The organism is Succinimonas sp. (assembly GCF_045225735.1).
Lineage (GTDB): Bacteria > Pseudomonadota > Gammaproteobacteria > Enterobacterales > Succinivibrionaceae > Succinimonas.
In genome coordinates, this window is record NZ_JBGVBR010000083.1 from 13686 (window position 1) to 32322 (window position 18637).

Sequence of the window (18637 nt, forward strand, 5' to 3'; positions counted from 1 at the left end):
TCATCACCTGATGCCGTAGATTTCTGAGAGGAGGAGGATTTTCCGGGCCCAGTTGCAATTTGTCCGAACCTCGTTCATTCTCTCGCCGCCGTAGCTCTTCCCCACCTGAAGACCGCTCTTGTCCCAGCTGAGCACTGCCCGGGCATCCTCATAGTCCTTTCTGGTGACCTTAAGCATTTCATTTACCACGGGAATCTGCTTCGGATGAATCACGGTTTTTCCGATGAAGCCGTTCAGGATATCCATGCGGAGCTCTCTTTGCATGCCCTCCCGCCACTCGTCGTTTTCGCTGGAAAAGAATTCCCATACCGGGCCGGAAACCACATAATCCCGGGAAAACACCGTCAGGATATCCCCCAGCAGCTGACTTATGGGAAGAATGTCATAGATGGTTTCATCATAATGCCGGCGGGCGGCGAATTCGTTGGAAAAGTCGTTGCCTCCCACTCGGACATTGAGGGTGAGCTCCCGGACAGCGTCAATATGATCCTTAAGAGATCCCAGCACCTCCGGCCGGGAGCGGAAATCAATAATATCCGGGCTTTCCAGAATGGGCATCATGAGAACCGGATTCCGGGCCCGCTCATTGACTTCCGCCATGGCGGCATTGTATGCGGCGGCATTGGAGAGAGAATACTTCGGAAAAACAAACCCGGAAAGAATGCTCTGATAAGGCTCCAAAGCGGCAAACAGCCGAACGGTTTGCCCGGGCTCCCGCACCCGGACAAAAAGCTTCGGCAGGTACAGATCCTGATCCTCCCGGGCCGCGCAGAGCTCCCGGAAGGTATTAACCGCCTGGGCTTCGGCGGCAGCCACCATGTCATCGGAAATGGTGTCCTCCAGACACAGCGCAAGAGAATACCGGGAGCCCAGATCGCCTCTGATAACGGCGCGGGCCAGCTTGGCGTTCAGCGCGGGGGAATACAAAAGAGCTCCCACGCTGTATTTCATTTTAATGTTGTCTATCACTTCTGTTACTTATTCCTCAGTAATTCCACATTCCTTCTGCCGCGGTTTTAAGGTTAATACGCGGCCTCTCTTAAGGCTTTATGCCGGATTCAAAGCAAACTCTGCAGCAAGCTTTTCCAGTTCATCGCAGATCCTGTCGGCGAACACCCCGGAAAGCGCGAGCTTCCGGCCCCGGGCCGCAAAGCCGGACATTCCCGCGGGACACAGGGCAATATCCGCTTTTTCCAGCATGGAGATATCAAATTCGCTGTCTCCGGCGGCAATAAAGCCGTCATAGCCGAAACGCTGCCGGTACCTCTCTGCCGCCGCCCCTTTGCTCATGGTGGCGGGAATGCAGTATACCCGGCGGGAATTCCGGAGGATCCGGATCTTAGCGGGATCCGCCTCCCGGAGGAACCAGGCCATGACCTCAGGCACGGCATCCGTTTTCACATAAAACAGGAAGGGAGTCTCCGCCACCACATCCCGGGCCCCGAACACGCCCTCAAAAGCGCTCCGAACTCTCATAAGCTCCCGCCGTTCCTCCCGGGAGATCTCAAGAGACTCCTGCGTCCAGGCAGCATCCTCAGTGCCGTTTCTCAGGAGCACGGCACCGTTATAAATAAGGGCGTCCTCCCAGCCGAAGGCTGCAAAGGAATCCCAAAGTCTCAAGTACTGCCGGAGAGCTCTGGTGGTAAGAGGCACGGTCCTGAAGGGGTTTTTGGCAGAGTAAAACTGAAAAACCCGCTCCGAAACGTAGCTCTGTTTTTTGCCGTTAATAGCTTCCACCCAGACTGCCGGCCCCTCATGCGGATGCCGGTGCGAATAAATAACGGTATTGTCGATATCCGTAAAAAACAGCATCAGAAACCTGTCCTTGTCTCCGTAATTGTCTCCGGCCGCTCCTAAAGCAGCACCGGGATCTCCGCATGGGTCACATACCGTTCCTCGCGGCGGATCTCCCATTCCCGGTCAATGCCCAGAAGCTTATTCACCGCGATACCGGGAAGGTTTACCCCGCCGGCCAGACAGGCCAGCTGCACCCCGCCGGACATTCTGGTGTTCACCTCCAGAAAATACAGGGTGTCATCCAGATACTTAAACTGAATGTTGCAGGGGCATTCCAAAGGAAAAGCATCCAGCACCTCCCGGATCTTTGCCATAATGTCCTCCCGGAAGCACAGCCGCTCGATGCGGGAGCTGTCCTTGATGCGGGGCAGAATAATGAGGCCCCGGGAGGTTTTAAGACAGTCCGCGCTGACTTCGTTTCCGGACAGATTGGGCATCACCATCAGGGGAGCAAACTCCTCCTTCTCAGAAAGAGCCTCATAAATGGCGTCATAGGTCATTCTGGTGTTCTGCTTCTTAAAAAGCGCCTGATAGCCCCGGCGGGTGTTGTCTATGAGCCGGTAGCTCTTGCCGCCCTCGTCCCGGACAAACTTGATGCAGACCTCCCGGTAACGCTCCCTGAGATAATCATAGGCCTCCGCAAACCCGGACACCGTGGTTACAATGCGGTATTCCGGAACGGAGGTTATCCCCCGCCGGGAAAGCTCCTGATAGGCCAGATCCTTGCGGTTCAGCATGGCTATGGTCTCATAATCATCCGCCATGACCTTAACCCCCAGAGCGGCAAAATCCGCTTTTCTTCTGCTTACTGCCAGCATTTCCCGGCGGGGCATAAATACATCTACCTTATGATCCCGGCAGAAGGCGAGACAGAAGTCGGCATACTCATCGCCCTTAAGAGCCGGCTCCTGATACCATTCATCGCACTTTGCCGCCAGCACGGAACGATGGTTTTCATTTGTGCCGATAATGTAAGAGTCCGGATTGTCCTCCCTTATCATGCCCATGATATTGTAGGCGGTGCTGAACCAGTGATTAAACCAGATCCTTGTCATCATTAAGCTCCTCAGCGGCTGTGACTCTCTTTATGCAATTTTTGTCCTGCTGAAAAATACAATGAGGCCTCTTAAGAAGCCTCATCGCCGTTATAGCAAAATATGCCGTCAGGCAAAACGTCTGGACATTTCGGTAATTGAACCGTCCGTGGTACCCTGCCCCATGGCGTTAAACTTCCATTCGCCGTTGTAACGGTATACCTCTCCGAAGATCATCGCCGTCTTTCCGGAATAATCCTCCGTAAGATTGTAAATGCAGAGCTCGCTGTTCGTCCGGGCGTCAACGAGACGGATAAAGGCGTTCCGAATCATGCCGAAATGCTGCTTCCGCTCTCCGGCCCGGAAAATATTAACCACGAAGACAATGCGATCATACTGCTCCGGAACGGCATTAAGATCGATGGTGATCTGCTCGTCATCTCCCTCTCCGGCTCCGGTGAGATTGTCCCCCATATGCCGCACCGCGCCGCTCTTATGAGCAAGATGGCCGAAGTACACGACATCGCTGCTGTCCGCAAGCTTGCCATTGGTGAGCAGGAAAGCGCTGGCATCGCAGTCAATGTCCGCCTGACTCTTCAGGAATGAGAAAAATCCCCCGCTCTTCTCCTGGGCAGCCTCGTCCCAGCCAAGTCCCACTATAATCTTTGAAAGTCCGTCACTGGTCTTGGTCAGACTTACCTTCTGTCCCTTCTGAAGCTTTACCGACATCCTGTAATCCCCTGTGTAATTCTCTGAAAAAAGGCCGCAGCCGATGTTAACCGGCAAACTGCGGCCTTCCGGCAGTAACTAAAAAAACAATACTACGCGGCGTCAATGCCATAATGAGCGCAGAGCGCTGCGAGGCCGCCCTGGAAGCCGCTCCCGATGGCGTTGAACTTCCATTCGCCGTTGTTGCGGTAGAGCTCGCCTACCACCACTGCGGTTTCAATGGAGAAATCCTCGCCCAGATCGAAGCGCACCAGCTCCTGATTGGTGGCCTGATCAATGATGCGGCAGTAGGCCTTGGATACCTGACCGAAATTCTGCTTTCTCTTGTCGGCATCGTAAATGGTAACGGTAAAGGCGATCTTGGCAATGTTTTCCGGCACCTTGGCGAGTTCAATGTCGATCTGCTCGTCATCGCCTTCGCCGTCGCCGGTGCGGTTGTCGCCGCGATGCACCACGGAGCCGCTCTTGTCCTTGAGGTTGCCGTAGAAAATGAAGTCGGAATCGGAAGCGCACTTGCCGCTGGCGTCAGTCAGAAACACCGAAGCATCAAGGTCAAAATCAACGCCGGAATCGAAAGCATTCACATCCCAGCCCAGACCTACCTGAATCTTGCTGAGACCGGGGTTGTCCTTGGTCAGGCTGACCTTCTGTCCTTTTGATAAATTAATAGGCATAATGAAACTCCATTAGCAATGCAAAACATAACACATTTCCGGAAAAACCGGTTCCGCTCATCACAATCCGGTCATAAATGCGGCGCCGTCCGGTAATCAGATCCCGCCCCTCAGCCGCAAAGCAGGAGACAATCCTGCAAAGACTGCATCCGAATACGAACAGGGGTTTTGACAGATCAAATATCAGACTCATTATACAGAGCAAAAAGACGGTAATTTGCGAGATGTCAGACTTTTCCGGACTTTTGCCGATTTTTGCCTTGCAGATCATACTTTTTGGCAATTTCGGAGCACGGGATCAAACCAAGGAGGACAAGCCACTCCCCGGCCGCCTGAGGCACAGTGGTATCTGAATTACGAGATTAAATAGAGCGGATATCACGCGGAGCTTGATTGCGTTGATCTCTGAACTGATGAGAATTCAGCGTGGCGCATCATCACGCTTTATCCTAAAGACATAGTAAAACTGCCAAATCGGAACTTTCCGGGCATTTTTTGAGTTACGTTGCAACAAAAACAAAAAAATCTTACTTGTTTTCCTTTATTATGCAAAAATTGTAAAACAAATGTTTATAAAAGGAAACTCACATGCAAGCAATCCTAGACAGACAGGAGCTCATTGCCGCAGGCGAAGCCGCTCCGCTTTCACTTCCAAAATTCAGAACCTACGCCATTACAAATCTCAGAGGAGGTATTGGGAAGACATCAATCGCCTTCAATCTTTCATATCTGGCTGATAATATTCTGGTAGCTGATACATGCCCCCAGGGTAACTTATCTTATTTCTACGATCCGAATTATGCTCTTACCGGAGGCGTAAACAGCGCAGACCTTATTCGTCCGTACATATTGCCGGGATTTGCCCACCCCACTCATATTTCGCAGAAAATCGGAGCAACCAACGAATACTTCGCCGATAAAAACAGCTTCTTTGTGAAATCGTCCTCTGATTTGTACATACTTCCGAATCAGATTTCTACGGCAATGGTTCAGGCCAGAACTGTTGCCGGCGCAATGCAAAACACCATGCTTGACGGTATTCTGTACTCACTGAGAACCGAACTCGCCAAAGAGGCTCAAATTACAAAAACAGACAAGTGTCTGATTGATACTTCTCCGTTTTTTGCCGGGGCAACACAGCTGGCATGGAATGCAGCTGATGCTCTCATTATTCCTGTCAGAACGGATCAGCAGTCTGTTAATTCATTTAAACTGCTTATCAACATGCTGACAACACCTGACAGTGATTTTTTAAAGAATCTTCCTTCTGATAAGCATATGCCAAAAATACAGATGGTCATTCTTACTCACTGCGCCTGGTCAACCAGGGAAGGTTCTCGGAACAAGCCTAATAAACAAACCAAGATGTTTCTGAATGAGATTTACAGTATAGTAGCCAGACACATTAATCTCTTTTCAACATCAGATCCCCATAATCATGTAATGATACTTGATGATTTTCTGGGTTCAGGAAGAGTCTCATCCGCAAAATCCAAACCTATTCCGTGCCTGAATCCCGGAGAAACAAATGTGATAAACCGGGAAAAATCAGTGGTAAACAAGTCTGTGGATAAGATTAAGAATGAACTTTTGTTCATTCACAATTCGATTTGGTAAAACAAGATCGCCCTGCAGGCATGAAGGTGCTTACCGTACAATGCTGTCATCGATGACGGTTTTTGGGAACCAGAAAACTAAAAGCAATGCCGGAAGGCTTAAAAATAATGGTGCCGGCTAACAGAATCAAACAATAAGGAATGATTAAATCGATGCACTCCTTTGAATATGACAAAACATCTGCGAAAGCGGAGTTATATGAGCAGCTTTCTGAACTTATGGAACGCTGGGAACATGAAATCGTAGAATTTAAGGAAGCAAAAGGACAATATTCCGAAGATAAGATAGGACAGTATTTCTCTGCCATAAGTAATGAAGCTAACTTAAAGAATCAGCAATATGGCTGGTTAATTCTTGGTGTGAGCGAACAGAAGGATAAATATCCTGTTGGTACTTCATTCAAGCAGGGATCGCCTTCGCTGTTGGAAAAATTCAAATATGAGATCAGCAGAGAGACCACCGATGGAATGACTTTCCTTGACATTATTGAACTCTATCCCGTTTATAAAGGCGAACGTAAAAGGGTTTTGATGTTTAAGATTCCTGCAGCCGTTGCAGGAATACCAACAGAATGGAAAACGAGATACTATGCCCGTAACGGGGAGAGTTTGGTTCCGATGCAGCAGTATAAGATTGATGCTATACGAAATCAACAGCGTAGAGACTGGTCCAGGCAAATCCTTCCGGGGGCAAATATGTCACATCTCGACAAAGATGCGGTAGCTTTTGCCCGGGAAAAATACAAAGAGAAGATGAATAAGATTCATATCTCAGAAGAAGTGGATGGATTGACGGATGAGGAATTTCTTACGAAGCTGAAACTCGTGTCGGATGGCAGAATTACGAATGCGGCCATGCTTTTGCTTGGAAATGCTGAATATGATAACCTTTTTGAAAGTGCACCGAGTGTGATGTGGAGGCTTATTGAGGCGGATGGAACTGTAAAAGATTACGAAATCTTTGGAATACCGTTCCTTACAGTCACAAATAAAATATTCTCCAGAATCCGTAACCTCACATACCGCTATATGCCAAATCAGCTGTCGCTGTTTCCAAAAGAGACCCAGCAATACGATACTTGGCTTTTGCGTGAGTTAATGAACAACTGTATAGCGCATTCCAACTATCTATTGGGTGGGCGTATCTATATCAACGAAGAAAATGATTGCGTCAGTGTTGTAAATCCAGGGGATTTTCTTCCGCAGAAGGTCGAGACAGTTCTGCAAAAGACATACAATCCACCTTTTTACAGGAATCAGCTTCTGGCGGATGCAATGGTGAAATTCCATATGATTGATACTGCGACGAGCGGCATCAAGAAAGTTTACCGTATCCAGAAGGAAAAGTTCTTCCCTATGCCGGATTACGATCTGACAACGGCAAATCAGGTTTCTGTGAAGGTATATGGCAAAGTCCTGGATGACCGTTATACCTATATTCTTTTTGAGCATCCTGAACTGGATTTGGAGACGGTTTTCCTGCTTGATCAGGTACAAAAAGGCCATGGTCAGAATATTCCTAAAAACGCCCTGGCACTTCTGCGAAAGCATAATCTGGTCGAAGGGCGGGCAAACAGCTTGTATCTATCGGCCGAGGTGTCGAAAACAATAGAAGAGGAAGCGACATATATAAAGAACAAGGCGTTTGATGATCAGTATTATAAAGACCTAATCATACAATATTTAAAAAAATATGGGAAAGCACAAAAAAAGGATATCCGCGACCTGCTTTGGGACAAATTGCCTGATGTACTTGACGATAAGAAAAAGAACAGTAAAACATCGACGCTTTTAACGTCTTTACGAGTCAAGGGATTAATAACTACTGATTCTCCGAATCAGCAAACTTCATATTGGGTTCTTGTTAATGATGCGGATGATTCTAACAAGACTTGTAAGAAGTAAGAGAAATTCCAACAAGCTTTTTGCAAGTAAGTCCAAAAAGGCGGAATTCATGGGGATTAACAGCTTGTTGGATTTTGCGATTCCAATAAAATTCTAACAAGCTCCAACAAGAATTCTAACAAGGAATGGATGGACTAGGGGAATCTTTTTCTGCCTCTGGAGGGCTTGATAATCGTTGACTGCCTGTGCTAAAGTAAGATCGCATTCTGCGATCCCGTCCGGATGCAGTCCGGATTTTGCCTTGGTGTAACGGTCAAGGGCAATTTTCCGGGCTTCCTCAAGAGTCTCCGCTCGTATCTTCTTCACAATCCTTTTCCCGTTAAACGTGCACCGATGCTCAAACGAGAAAGACGTCTGCTTTCCGGTTCCCGAAATCACCAGATTAAGTCCGTTGATATCGGTTATTCTCACCCTTTCTCCGGGCTCAAATTTTCTCTCGAAATCACTCTTGTTAATCACTGCTAACAACTCCGAACCTGCATCCAAAATGGAGGCGAAAAATGAAAGATCGAACACATTTTTGGATGCAGAACGACTTAAAGTCAAGGATTTGCGGGGGTTGAAAAATTGAGATGGTGCCGGCTAACGGATTCGAACTGATGACCAACTGATTACAAATCAGCTGCTCTACCAACTGAGCTAAGCCGGCAATACTGAGATGGTGCCCAGGGACGGGATCGAACCGCCCACACGAGGATTTTCAGTCCTCTGCTCTACCGACTGAGCTACCTGGGCAACTGGCTACGAGGGGGCATTTTACAAGGATTTAGAGATGCTGTCAAACAATTTCGGAAATATTTTTCATTTTCAACTATAGTGATTAAAAAACGAACAGTACAAAATCATAATGCAAAGCACAGCAACGAAAATAGCTTGACTGCAAGGAATAAGGTTGAAAACAGGAGCGAAAGAAACTTGAGAAGAGAGGTGAATCAGATGGTGGCCAGAGACGGGATCGAACCGCCCACACGAGGATTTTCAGTCCTCTGCTCTACCAACTGAGCTATCTGGCCAACGCGTGCCATTATACTGATTTCCAAACCCATGTCAACACTTTTACGAAATTTTTTTTCATTTTTTTACCGGCCGAAATGCCATGCCCATGAGAGGACAGTATCACGCCAACGCCAGCAACTCTGCTTTATCCGTTATTCGTCTGGGTTTTCTCGCGCCTCCTGTCCTTCTCCCGCCTTTTCCATGCTTGGCCCCGTCCATTCTGCCTGCCCGATTCCCCCTGAGTGGCGCCGCCTTTTCATCAGCCGCTGTTCTCCTCCTTATCCGGCTTCTCCCAACCTCTCAGTACCATCATCTTCTTTCTCCGTTATAAAACGTGATAACTTTAAAAAAGGGCCCCTTAATTTGTTGCTTAAACTGCTGTCATAACTACAATTTTATTTATTGCGGAGGCCCGAAAATGACAGCAAACACCAAAACCTACGGCAAAATCAGCATCCCAGCCGGCAAAAATCTCGATGAATGGATAACGGAGCTTACCTCCGACTATTCCGCTGTGTATGTTACTGAAAAGATCCGGGGCGCCATCATTCCGGATACCCTCTCAGCGGACACCGCCCCTATGTTTTCGGAGATCTTTTCCCGGCTCAGCCACTCCCCGGATCTTAAAACCGAAAGAGTGGTGCTCCTCTCCGGCCTGCAGAACCTGCCGTCCAGCGGCTCCCTGTTCTATCCCTGCCAGGAAAATGTCATTTTCCAGCGGGTGCTGCCCGCCATGGATCTTCTGGCCCTGCTGCCCGATACTCCGCCCTTTCACGAAACCGGCCGGGATAACGAAATGTTCGCTGAAAGGTTCGAGGCGGCGCTCCCTTTTATAGAAAGACTCTTTCCGGATGCTGCGGTGCTTCCCCTTCTGGCGGACGGCACCAAGGGCTCAAAAATCAGCAAGGCCCTGAAAAAAATAGACATCCGCAGAAATGACCTGGTGATCTGCGTAACCGCCATGTCCCAGGGACTGAGCCGCTCCGAAGCCAATAACAAGGATGCCGCCATTATGACCTCCATTCTGGCTCAGGCCGACAATATCTCCCCTGCTGATACCATCAATGCCAATGTGCTTAATGCCATGACCTGTTATTCCTTAAGCCGCAGACTGGTGCCGCATATTTTCAAAAACGACCATATCGGTTCCTGCGGATCCTCCCGCATCCGGGTAAACGGCTACATGGGCACCGGCTATCTCCTGTGATACCGTCTCATCCGAAATGATGCGGTGAGATGACGTGACACAATTTTTTTACAAACATTACACGATAATTTGCATTATTGTCTTTACTGCTTTAGAATTTCAGAGAAAGTTTACAGGCCTTTGCAATAAGGCAGGACGTTTTACCGGGTGACTGCTTTCCCGGTGCCGGTTTTAATTTGCAATTGCCATGGAATAAGACAGCAAAAGAAGAAAACATGACAGATAATGCTAATTACACTTCTCTGGGACAGGCTTTTTCGCTGGGCAACGGCCAGGAATCGGCACTGAACTGGCTCAGGGAAAAAAAGATCCCCGTGGCAGTTTTTCTCATCAGCGGCATCAAGCTTGAGGGAGTCATCACCTCTCATGATCAGTACAGCCTGCTTCTTACCGATGCCCGGGGTATCCAGCAGCTCATCTACAAGGCAAAAATTTCCACCATCACCCAGGTCACTGCTTCCAAACCCCGGAGCGGGAGACCATTCCCCAGATCCGGCGGCAGACCGAGCTCTCCGGATCAGAACGCGTCCGAGGCCCGGAGACCGCCGCAGGCCAGCTGACCGGATCCGGCCGGAGACGGATTTATCACCGTTGCCGGCTTTCCGGAAATCATCCGCACCGTAATGAAATTGCCGCTGACCGCTGCGGCAATCCCGATAGGACTGTCCTCAAAAACCGCGCATTTCTCCGGAATAGCCCCGATCCTTTCCGCCGCCAGGAGGAAGGTTTCCGGATCCGGTTTCGGCTTTACTATATCCGCCTCCGACACGATCTCTCCGATATAATCCTTAAGAATCGTTTCCGCAATTATGGTCTCCGCATTCTGCCTTTGGGTTCCCGTGCCCACCGCCATGGGAATGCCCCGCTCCTTAAGATGCCTGAGCACCGCCATCATAGCCGGAAAAACTCTGATTTCATGAATGCTGCGGCGGTAATTGCGGGTTTTAACAGAAGCCAGGGTTAACGGATCCGGAAGAAGATCTTCTTTTCCGGAACTAAGCATTTCCGCGACAATGCGGGAAGGAATGCCACCGTGATTCATGAGCCAGGCAGGGGAAACCTTAATGCCATAGGGAGCCATGGTTTCCTGCCAGGCGGCAATATGAAGGGGCATGGAATCCACCAAAGTGCCGTCCAGATCAAAAACCGCCCCGCGGATCCCGTTAAGGAGCTCCATGCTAAAAGGCTTTTCTTCCGGCAGCTTCTCACCTGCCGTCCTAATATCTCCGCTCTCTCTTTTCATATCTTCCTCCGGCCGGGGATTATAGCAAATGACGCCGTATCTGACATTTTGTATAATTCGGTCAAAAGCCGGGAGCATGCCATGAAGGAAATACGAGTACAAACAGCGGTAATCGGCGCCGGAAGCGCCGGACTCAAGGCCTATGAGGGGGCGCGGAAGCAAGGGGTCTCCGCTGTTATTATCGACCCGGAATTCAAGCTGCCGGAAATGCTGAAATCCGGATACCTGCCCCTCAGCATTCTCCGGGCGATTATTGAGGAACGATCCGCCTCGGTGCTGCAGGATGATGCTCCCATCACCATGTACGGCATGGATCATTCCATAAGACAGAAGTTTTCCGCTATCTTGCAGGATCTCCGGGAAAGACGCCGGAGCTGCAGCGAAAAGTACATGAAGAGCTTTCCGGCCGTTCCCGAACAGGATCGCATTTACGGCCATGCCGTTTTTGAGGACAGCCGGCATCTTACGGTGCCCGAGGCGGACTGCAGAATCACCGCAGACACAGTTGTCATCGCTACCGGATCCCGCCCTTACATTCCCTCGTATATCCAGAATGCCGGGAAACGGGCCATAACCGCCGCCGAGCTTTTTGAGCTCCCCGCCCTCCCGAAATCCATTGCCATCCTGGGCACCGGCAGCACCGCGCTGGAGCTGGGGCAGTGCCTCACCAGACTGGGGGTGAAAACCGTAATCTTCGGGCAGCGTCATCTCTGGCATTTTTCGGATATCAAAATCGCGGAAATCGCCGAAAAATGCATTGATAAAAGCGTTGTCATGTTTATGAACAGCGAAATCACCGAAATCTCCGCGAATGACAGCGGCGTTACCATTTACTATCTGGAAAAGTCCGGCAAGGAGGGCTATCTCCGGACAGAATATATTCTGGCCGCTGCCGGCAGGATCCCGAACTTCTCCCACCTCCGTATTGAAAACGCCGGCCTTGCGCCGAGCTCCTTCGGAACCATTCCGGCGGATCCGGATACCCGTGAGACCAGGGTGCCCAATATCTTTGCCGCAGGATCGGTGGCCGCCCTGAATAACCCTCTGGAGAGATCTCTCAAGGACGGCCACATGGCCGGCAAAAACGCCGCGCTGTACCCGGGAGAGCTTCAGAAATCCCCGTGGCTGCCCCTGACCATCTCCTTCACCGCCCCGAATTTTGCCATTGCAGGACGCAAGGAGGAAGAGCTCCGCCGCTGTCATGATGCCGAACCCTATATTATCGGCGAGGCCTCCTTTCAGGAATCCCACTGGGCGGAGATCCATCTCGAAACCGAGGGCATGATCCATCTCTACTTTTCTCTCAGAACCAAAAAGCTTCTGGGAGCGGAGCTGGCTTTGCCCATGGGGGACACCATCGCCCAGTTTCTGGCCTTCGCCATCGCTCTGGAAAAGACCCTGCCGGAGCTTTTGAACTTCTCCTTCTATAAGCCCACCCCGCTGGAAATCGTGCAGCTGGCCATCCGGAATGCCAGCATCAGGTTCCGGGAGCTTGAGACCGATCAGAAGGCCCAGCTTAACAGACATGCCAAAACGGCAATAACCCAATGACAGCTATAACCCAATAACAGCAGCACTGGCAGCGCCTTTCAGGGTTAGCTGTCAAAGAACACCCTCAAATCACTCCAAGGAGATAATGCAATGTTTTCAAAAATTGTCCTGGCCACCAGAAATCCCGGCAAGGTCAGAGAATTTCAAAAGCTTTTTGACGGCTTCCCGGTAACAGTGGTGCCCGAAAGCGATTTTAACGTGGCCTCTCCCGTTGAGAGCGGCACCACCTTTGTGGAAAATGCCATTATCAAGGCCCGGAACGCCGCCAGACATACCGGCCTCCCGGCTCTGGCCGACGATTCCGGGATTGCCGTGGACTGCCTGAACGGCCAGCCCGGAATTTACTCCTCCCGCTATGCCGGAGAAAACGCCTCTGATGCCGCAAATCTGGACAAGCTCCTCAGCGAAGTCTCCCGGTTTCCGGAACAGGAAAGAACCGCCCGCTACTGGTGCATCCTGGCCTTCATGAGACACGCCGAGGATCCCACTCCCGTAATCTGCCAGGCCTATTGGAAGGGCCGCATCATTTTAGAGAAGCGGGGACAGAACGGCTTCGGCTATGATCCCTCGTTTTTGATTCCGGTGCTGGGACAGACCGCCGCCGAACTGGATCCGGAGGTTAAAAACCGCCTGAGTCACCGGGGACAGGCTCTCGCCAAGCTAAGAGAAGCTCTCCGGGAAATCTGCGCCGGAGAATAGCAGGGATGGCCTGCATTCCGGATCCGCCTCTGGGACTTTATATTCACCTTCCCTGGTGTATCAGAAAGTGTCCCTACTGCGACTTTAACTCCTACGGAATCACCGGGGACGCCAGGGCGCGGCAAAGCTCATTTGCCGCCTATACGGATGCCCTGCTCCGGGAGCTTCAGGAAGAAGCCAAAACCGCCGGAGGCAGGCCTCTTATCAGCATTTACCTGGGAGGCGGCACTCCCTCCCTGTTCCCGCCGGCGGAAATCCAAAGGCTGCTCCGGGGGGTAAAAAGCCTTCTTGACACCGCCCCGGACTGCGAAGTCAGCATGGAAGCCAATCCCGGCACCGTAACCCCGGAAAGTCTTCTGGGCTACCGGGAGGCCGGGGTAAACCGTCTCAGTCTGGGCATTCAGAGCCTTGATGACGCTTTTCTCAAAAGGCTCTCCCGCATTCACAGCCGGGACGAGGCCTTCCGGGCCATAGAAGCAGCCGGAAAGATATTCGATAATTACAACCTGGATCTCATGCATTCCCTGCCGGGGCAGGATACGGCAGCGGCGCTCAGCGACCTTGCCGCAGCCTTGGAGTTTCATCCCTCGCATCTCTCCTGGTACCAGCTGACCCCGGAGGAGGACACCCCCTTCGGCCGGAATACTCCGGAACTCCCGGACGAGGAAACCACGGAAGAGATCTGTCTTCAGGGTTTTCAGCTTTTGGCAGAGGCCGGCTATCGTCACTACGAGATCAGCGCCTTCACCCGGGATCGCCCCTGCATTCACAACAGGAACTACTGGAAATTCGGCGATTATCTGGCCCTGGGAGCCGGCGCTCACAGCAAGATCACCTTATCCGGAAAAATCATCAGAAAATCCCGGCAGCCCCGTCCCGGGGACTATATAAAGGCCGTTACGGAGACACCGGGGGAAGCCATCCGGGAAACCCGCACAGTAGCCCCGGAGGATCTTCTTTTTGAATATCTCTTAAACCGCCTCCGGCTTTTTGAGGACATTACCAGACAGGAGTTCGAGGACGCCACGGGGCTCAGCTTTCAGGATCTCCGGGAAAGACTCCGGCCCTTCCGGAAGGAGGGACTCATCTCCGAGAGTGAGAATTCCCTCGCCCTGACCTCCCGGGGCGCTCTCTTTGTGAATCGCATTCTGGAGGATTTTCTGTAACCGTGATTTTCGGCAGCAGAGATTTCCCATAACAGAGCAGAAGAGCCCCCGCGGACTTCTCATCATCATTCTCCGCCTCATCTCATCCCCATCCTCCAATAAAAAAGGGCATGGCTAAAACCATACCCTCTTCATATTGCTGAAGCTCCTGAAAAAGCTTCAGCCTTCAGCTGCCGGTTACTTGGTCAGCTTGCCGTGGCATTCCTTGTACTTCTTGCCGCTGCCGCAGGGACAGGGATCATTGCGGCCGACCTTCGGCATGGCGGTATTGCTGGCAGCCTGAGCCTTTTCATCGGCAACCTTGTGAGCCGCCTCATTAAACTGGCTTTCCGCCAGCTCCGCCTGCGCCCGGCGCTGCTGCTCCAGCTCCTCGGGGGTCTGGATCTGAATCTGAATTCTGCAGAGCACGCTGACCACCTGGTTCTTGAAGTTCTCCAGAAGCTGACTGAACATATTAAAAGCTTCCAGCTTGTACTCGTACTTCGGATTCTTCTGAGCATAGCCCCGGAGACCGATGCCCTGACGCAGGTAATCCATGGCGGCCAGATGCTCCTTCCAGAGGGCATCCAGACACTGCAGCATGATATTGTGCACCAGAGAGAGAGCCTGAGCATCGCCGATAAGCTTCTTCTTTTCTTCGAAGACATCCAGAGCGTGCTTGATAATGCGCTCCCGGAGGGGTTCCTCATAAAGCTTCTCGTCCTGCTTCAGCCATTCATCAATGGGAAGATCCAGGAGGTAGACGTTTCTGAGCTCAGCCATCAGTCCCTTCACATCCCAGGTCTCAATAAGAGAATTCGGCTGAATGAAACGGCTGATGGTGCCGTTGAGGACATCGGTCATGATCTCGTCCACGGCCTCAATGCCCACCTTGTTGTCCAGAAGGGCGTTACGCTCCTCGTAAATAACCTTGCGCTGCTCGTTGGCTACATCGTCATACTCCAGGAGGTTCTTACGAATGTCAAAGTTGCGGGTTTCCACCTTGCGCTGCGCATTCTGAATAGCCCGGGAAACAATAGGATGTTCCAAAGACTGACCGTTTTCCATGCCGAGACGGCGCATGACGTTCTTGATCTTGTCGGATCCGAAGATCTTCATCAGATTGTCTTCCATGGACAGGTAGAATCTGGAGGATCCCGGGTCGCCCTGACGGCCGGAACGGCCCCGGAGCTGGTTATCGATACGGCGGGATTCGTGGCGCTCGGTGCCGATAATATGGAGACCGCCGGCCTTCACTACGGCATTATGCCGCTCCTGCCAGGCGTTTTTAACCTTTTCGATTTCCTCGGGAGTCGGGTTTTCCAAAGCATCCAGATCCGCCTGGAGAGATCCGCCCAGCACAATGTCGGTGCCGCGGCCGGCCATGTTAGTGGCAATGGTCACGGTGCCGGGACGGCCGGCCTGAGCGATAATCTGAGCCTCCTTGGCATGGAACTTGGCATTGAGCACCTGATGGGGAATCTGCTCCTTATTCAGGAAGGCCGAAAGCTTTTCGGAATTTTCAATGGAAATGGTACCCACCAGCACCGGACGGCCGGCTTTGACAGTTTCCTTGATATCCTCCACGATGGCTTCATACTTTTCCTGCTCGGTAAGATAGATAAGATCCGGCAGATCCTTTCTGATCATGGGCATGTTGGTGGGAAGCACCACGGTATTAAGCCCGTAGATCTGATTGAATTCCGCAGCCTCGGTATCGGCGGTGCCGGTCATGCCGGCCAGCTTTTCATACATGCGGAAGTAATTCTGGAAGGTAATGGAGGCGAGAGTCTGGTTTTCCGACTGGATCTTAACATGCTCCTTGGCTTCCACCGCCTGATGCAGGCCGTCCGACCAGCGCCGGCCCGGCATGGTGCGGCCGGTATGCTCGTCAACAATAATGACCTCGCCGTCCTTGACAATGTAGTCCACGTCTCTGGTAAAGAGGACATGAGCTCTGAGAGCGGCCATGACATGATGGAGAAGAGCGATGTTCGCTGAGGAAAACAGGGAATCATCCGGGGACAGGAGCCCGGCCTTCACCAGAAGCTCCTCCACATGCTCCTGACCATGCTCGGTAAGATAGGTCTGGCGGAACTTGAGATCCTTGGTATAGTCGCCGTCTCCCTTGTATTCCTCGGAGTCCTCCTTTTCCTGCTCCGTGAGCTCCGGAATAATGGCATCAACCTTGATATAAAGCTCGGAGGAATCAGAGGAGGGACCGGAGATTATGAGCGGGGTGCGGGCCTCGTCGATAAGCACCGAGTCCACCTCGTCCACGAGAGCGTAATGCAAAGGTCTTTGCACTCTCTGGGCGGGAGTATAGGCCATGTTGTCTCTGAGATAGTCAAAGCCGAACTCGTTATTGGTGCCGTAGGTAATGTCGCAGGCGTAAGCGGCTCTCTTGGCTTCCGCATCCATGCCCGGAATGTTGCAGCCCACGGTCATGCCCAGGAATTCATACATGGGCCGGCTCCAGTTGCTGTCGCGGGTGGCCAGGTAGTCATTTACGGTAACCACATGGACGCCTCTTTTGGTGAGAGCGTTAAGGTATGAGGGAAGAAGCGCAGTCAGGGTCTTGCCTTCGCCGGTTTTCATTTCTGCGATTCTGGCATCGTTGAGCACCATGCCGCCCATAAGCTGCACATCAAAGGGACGGAGCCCCAGCACTCTGTTAGAGGCTTCTCTTACCAGAGCAAAGGCCTCGGGGAGAATGCTTTCCAGAGATTCGCCCTTGGCCACCCGATCGATGTACTGCTGTGTGTATGTTTTAAACTCTTCGTCTTTGAGAGCCTTGAATTTAGGCTCCAGAGCATTAATTTCCAAAACCTTTTTCCGCAGCTTCTTTACTGTTCTTTCATTGCTGCTGCCGAATATTTTTGTTAAAAGTGACTGTATCATGTGCTAATTCTTTAGTAGTCTGAAATCATTGTTAAGGGTGTCAGCCCCGTACCGGGCATCATTTTACATGACTGCCCCCTGATTTGTCCCGCTTTGCCGGAGTGACAAACAGGGACAGAATCCGCCTGCTACTCTATATAATGACGTTTTGTCATTCTTTCAATGGAAGGGAAAAGAAATTGCTAGCCTGCCGGCGTTTTTGCGGGATCATGCCCGGATATTCCTCCGGAAAGTAATGCCTTAGGAGGTTCCGGTCTTCTGCCGTAAAGATACAAATCCTCCGTAAGAGCCCGGGCATAGTCAGAATAGTCCCCTGAAGCATCCCGGATACTGAAATGCTCCTGAAAATCCGGCGGGGAAGCTCCGTTATGACCGGCTTCCGGAAATGACAAATGAGCGCCCTCTCTCCCGAAAATATAAAAGCCGATATAAGGCTTCAGCCCCGGCCGGGATGAAACCAGGGTGCCCAGCCTTGCTGAAAACCCTTTTTCCGCGGCATGCTTCTCATACTCGGGAAGTCTTTCCGGGGGAAATACCGCGGCCACCCACCCCGGTTCCTCCAGGGTTCTCTGAGCCATCTCCCAGAAAGCCGCGGCGCTCCAGGCATGCTCCGTTCTGGCCAGTCCCCGGACTTTAGTTTTCAGGGGCGGGGAATTCTTATAATAGGGAGGATTGGAAACTATGGCCGCAAAGCCCTTCCCTCCTTGCTCCAAACCTTCCCCGGCTCCGGCAGCAAAATTGCGGATATCTCCCGGAGATGCCGCAAGGCGGGAAGACCAGGGGGACAGCGCAAAATTCCGGGCCGCTGTGTCAGCCGCCCGGGGATCGATATCAATGGCAAAAATCTCCGCCCGGGGTCTTCGCTGCGCCAGAAGCAGGGCCAGAATTCCGGTACCGGTTCCCGCATCAAGCATGCGTTCAGACGCTGTTTCAGGAAGATAAAAGCCGCACCAGGATCCGAAAAGGACGCTGTCTGTAGTCAAAGACATCCCGATGGAATCAAAGGAAACACCGAAATCTTGGAAATAGAAGATTTTTTGAGACATGCTTTTGAGAATTCGCTTTGGAGCGGGAAACGAGGTTCGAACTCGCGACCCCAACCATGGCAAGGTTGTGCTCTACCAACTGAGCTACTCCCGC

16 protein-coding genes and 4 tRNA genes are annotated in these 18637 nt (G+C 51.5%); 7 read left to right on the forward strand and 13 right to left on the reverse strand.

All coding sequences use genetic code 11. The annotated features are described in order from the left end of the window. Positions 1–3: 3 nt before the first annotated feature. The 5 genes from ACJROR_RS02945 to ACJROR_RS02965 all read right to left on the reverse strand — a co-directional run bounded on the left by ACJROR_RS02945 (position 4) and on the right by ACJROR_RS02965 (position 4237). The gene (locus tag ACJROR_RS02945; protein ID WP_406545789.1) at positions 4–969 is read right to left on the reverse strand and encodes an HpcH/HpaI aldolase/citrate lyase family protein; all 966 of its coding nucleotides are present in this window, start codon (positions 967–969) and stop codon (positions 4–6) included. A gap of 78 nt (positions 970–1047) precedes the next feature. Further along, positions 1048–1812: a hypothetical protein gene (locus ACJROR_RS02950; protein ID WP_406545790.1), complete on the reverse strand. Its 765-nt coding sequence runs from the start codon at positions 1810–1812 to the stop codon at positions 1048–1050. Positions 1813–1853: 41 nt separating this feature from the next. Further along, positions 1854–2855, reverse strand: coding sequence for an ATP-grasp domain-containing protein (locus ACJROR_RS02955; RefSeq protein ID WP_406545791.1), 1002 nt, complete (start codon positions 2853–2855; stop codon positions 1854–1856). 105 nt (positions 2856–2960) lie between these two features. Beyond that, positions 2961–3560, reverse strand: a complete 600-nt coding sequence (locus ACJROR_RS02960) for a TerD family protein (RefSeq protein ID WP_406545792.1) — start codon at positions 3558–3560, stop codon at positions 2961–2963. 92 nt (positions 3561–3652) lie between these two features. After that, positions 3653–4237, reverse strand: coding sequence for a TerD family protein (locus ACJROR_RS02965; RefSeq protein WP_406037962.1), 585 nt, complete (start codon positions 4235–4237; stop codon positions 3653–3655). Positions 4238–4822: 585 nt separating this feature from the next. Between ACJROR_RS02965 and ACJROR_RS02970 the strand changes: the two genes are divergently transcribed. Both ACJROR_RS02970 and ACJROR_RS02975 read left to right on the forward strand, forming a co-directional pair. Beyond that, positions 4823–5851: a ParA family protein gene (locus ACJROR_RS02970; RefSeq protein ID WP_406545793.1), complete on the forward strand. Its 1029-nt coding sequence runs from the start codon at positions 4823–4825 to the stop codon at positions 5849–5851. 140 nt (positions 5852–5991) lie between these two features. Further along, positions 5992–7755 carry an ATP-binding protein gene (locus ACJROR_RS02975; RefSeq protein ID WP_406545794.1) on the forward strand — a complete coding sequence of 588 codons (1764 nt, stop codon included), beginning with the start codon at positions 5992–5994 and terminating at the stop codon, positions 7753–7755. A gap of 93 nt (positions 7756–7848) precedes the next feature. Here ACJROR_RS02975 and ACJROR_RS02980 read toward each other — a convergent pair whose 3' ends face one another. The 4 genes from ACJROR_RS02980 to ACJROR_RS02995 form a co-directional block, all read right to left on the reverse strand. Beyond that, on the reverse strand, positions 7849–8271 hold the full coding sequence (locus ACJROR_RS02980) for a hypothetical protein (protein WP_406545795.1): 423 nt from the start codon (positions 8269–8271) through the stop codon (positions 7849–7851). Between the two features lie 57 nt (positions 8272–8328). Next, positions 8329–8404: transfer RNA gene (locus ACJROR_RS02985), tRNA-Thr, on the reverse strand. Positions 8405–8414: 10 nt separating this feature from the next. Next, a tRNA-Phe gene (locus ACJROR_RS02990) sits at positions 8415–8490 on the reverse strand. 202 nt (positions 8491–8692) lie between these two features. Beyond that, positions 8693–8768 (reverse strand) — tRNA-Phe (locus ACJROR_RS02995). 401 nt (positions 8769–9169) lie between these two features. Here ACJROR_RS02995 and ACJROR_RS03000 point away from each other — a divergent pair. Both ACJROR_RS03000 and hfq read left to right on the forward strand, forming a co-directional pair. Beyond that, positions 9170–9958, forward strand: coding sequence for a hypothetical protein (locus tag ACJROR_RS03000; RefSeq protein WP_406545796.1), 789 nt, complete (start codon positions 9170–9172; stop codon positions 9956–9958). Positions 9959–10173: 215 nt separating this feature from the next. Further along, complete coding sequence (gene hfq / locus ACJROR_RS03005) at positions 10174–10518, forward strand: RNA chaperone Hfq (protein WP_406037910.1); 345 nt, start codon at positions 10174–10176, stop codon at positions 10516–10518. Here hfq and ACJROR_RS03010 read toward each other — a convergent pair. Further along, positions 10476–11201 carry an HAD family hydrolase gene (locus ACJROR_RS03010; protein ID WP_406545797.1) on the reverse strand — a complete coding sequence of 242 codons (726 nt, stop codon included), beginning with the start codon at positions 11199–11201 and terminating at the stop codon, positions 10476–10478. The genes hfq and ACJROR_RS03010 overlap by 43 nt on opposite strands. An 81-nt stretch (positions 11202–11282) precedes the next feature. Here ACJROR_RS03010 and ACJROR_RS03015 point away from each other — a divergent pair, with 81 nt between their 5' ends. The 3 genes from ACJROR_RS03015 (at position 11283) to hemW (ending at position 14617) form a co-directional block, all read left to right on the forward strand. Further along, entirely contained in the window at positions 11283–12752 is a 1470-nt protein-coding gene (locus ACJROR_RS03015; RefSeq protein ID WP_406545798.1) for an FAD-dependent oxidoreductase, read from the forward strand. Positions 12753–12842: 90 nt separating this feature from the next. Beyond that, positions 12843–13451, forward strand: coding sequence for an RdgB/HAM1 family non-canonical purine NTP pyrophosphatase (gene rdgB, locus ACJROR_RS03020; RefSeq protein ID WP_406545799.1), 609 nt, complete (start codon positions 12843–12845; stop codon positions 13449–13451). Positions 13452–13456: 5 nt separating this feature from the next. Then, positions 13457–14617, forward strand: a complete 1161-nt coding sequence (gene hemW, locus ACJROR_RS03025) for a radical SAM family heme chaperone HemW (RefSeq protein WP_406545800.1) — start codon at positions 13457–13459, stop codon at positions 14615–14617. 177 nt (positions 14618–14794) lie between these two features. Here the strand turns inward: hemW and secA are convergent, their stop codons facing one another. From secA to ACJROR_RS03040, 3 genes are all read right to left on the reverse strand, one after another. After that, positions 14795–17497, reverse strand: coding sequence for a preprotein translocase subunit SecA (secA, locus tag ACJROR_RS03030; protein ID WP_406545801.1), 2703 nt, complete (start codon positions 17495–17497; stop codon positions 14795–14797). Positions 17498–17679: 182 nt separating this feature from the next. Beyond that, positions 17680–18543: a tRNA1(Val) (adenine(37)-N6)-methyltransferase gene (locus tag ACJROR_RS03035; protein ID WP_406545802.1), complete on the reverse strand. Its 864-nt coding sequence runs from the start codon at positions 18541–18543 to the stop codon at positions 17680–17682. Between the two features lie 18 nt (positions 18544–18561). Next, a tRNA-Gly gene (locus ACJROR_RS03040) sits at positions 18562–18637 on the reverse strand.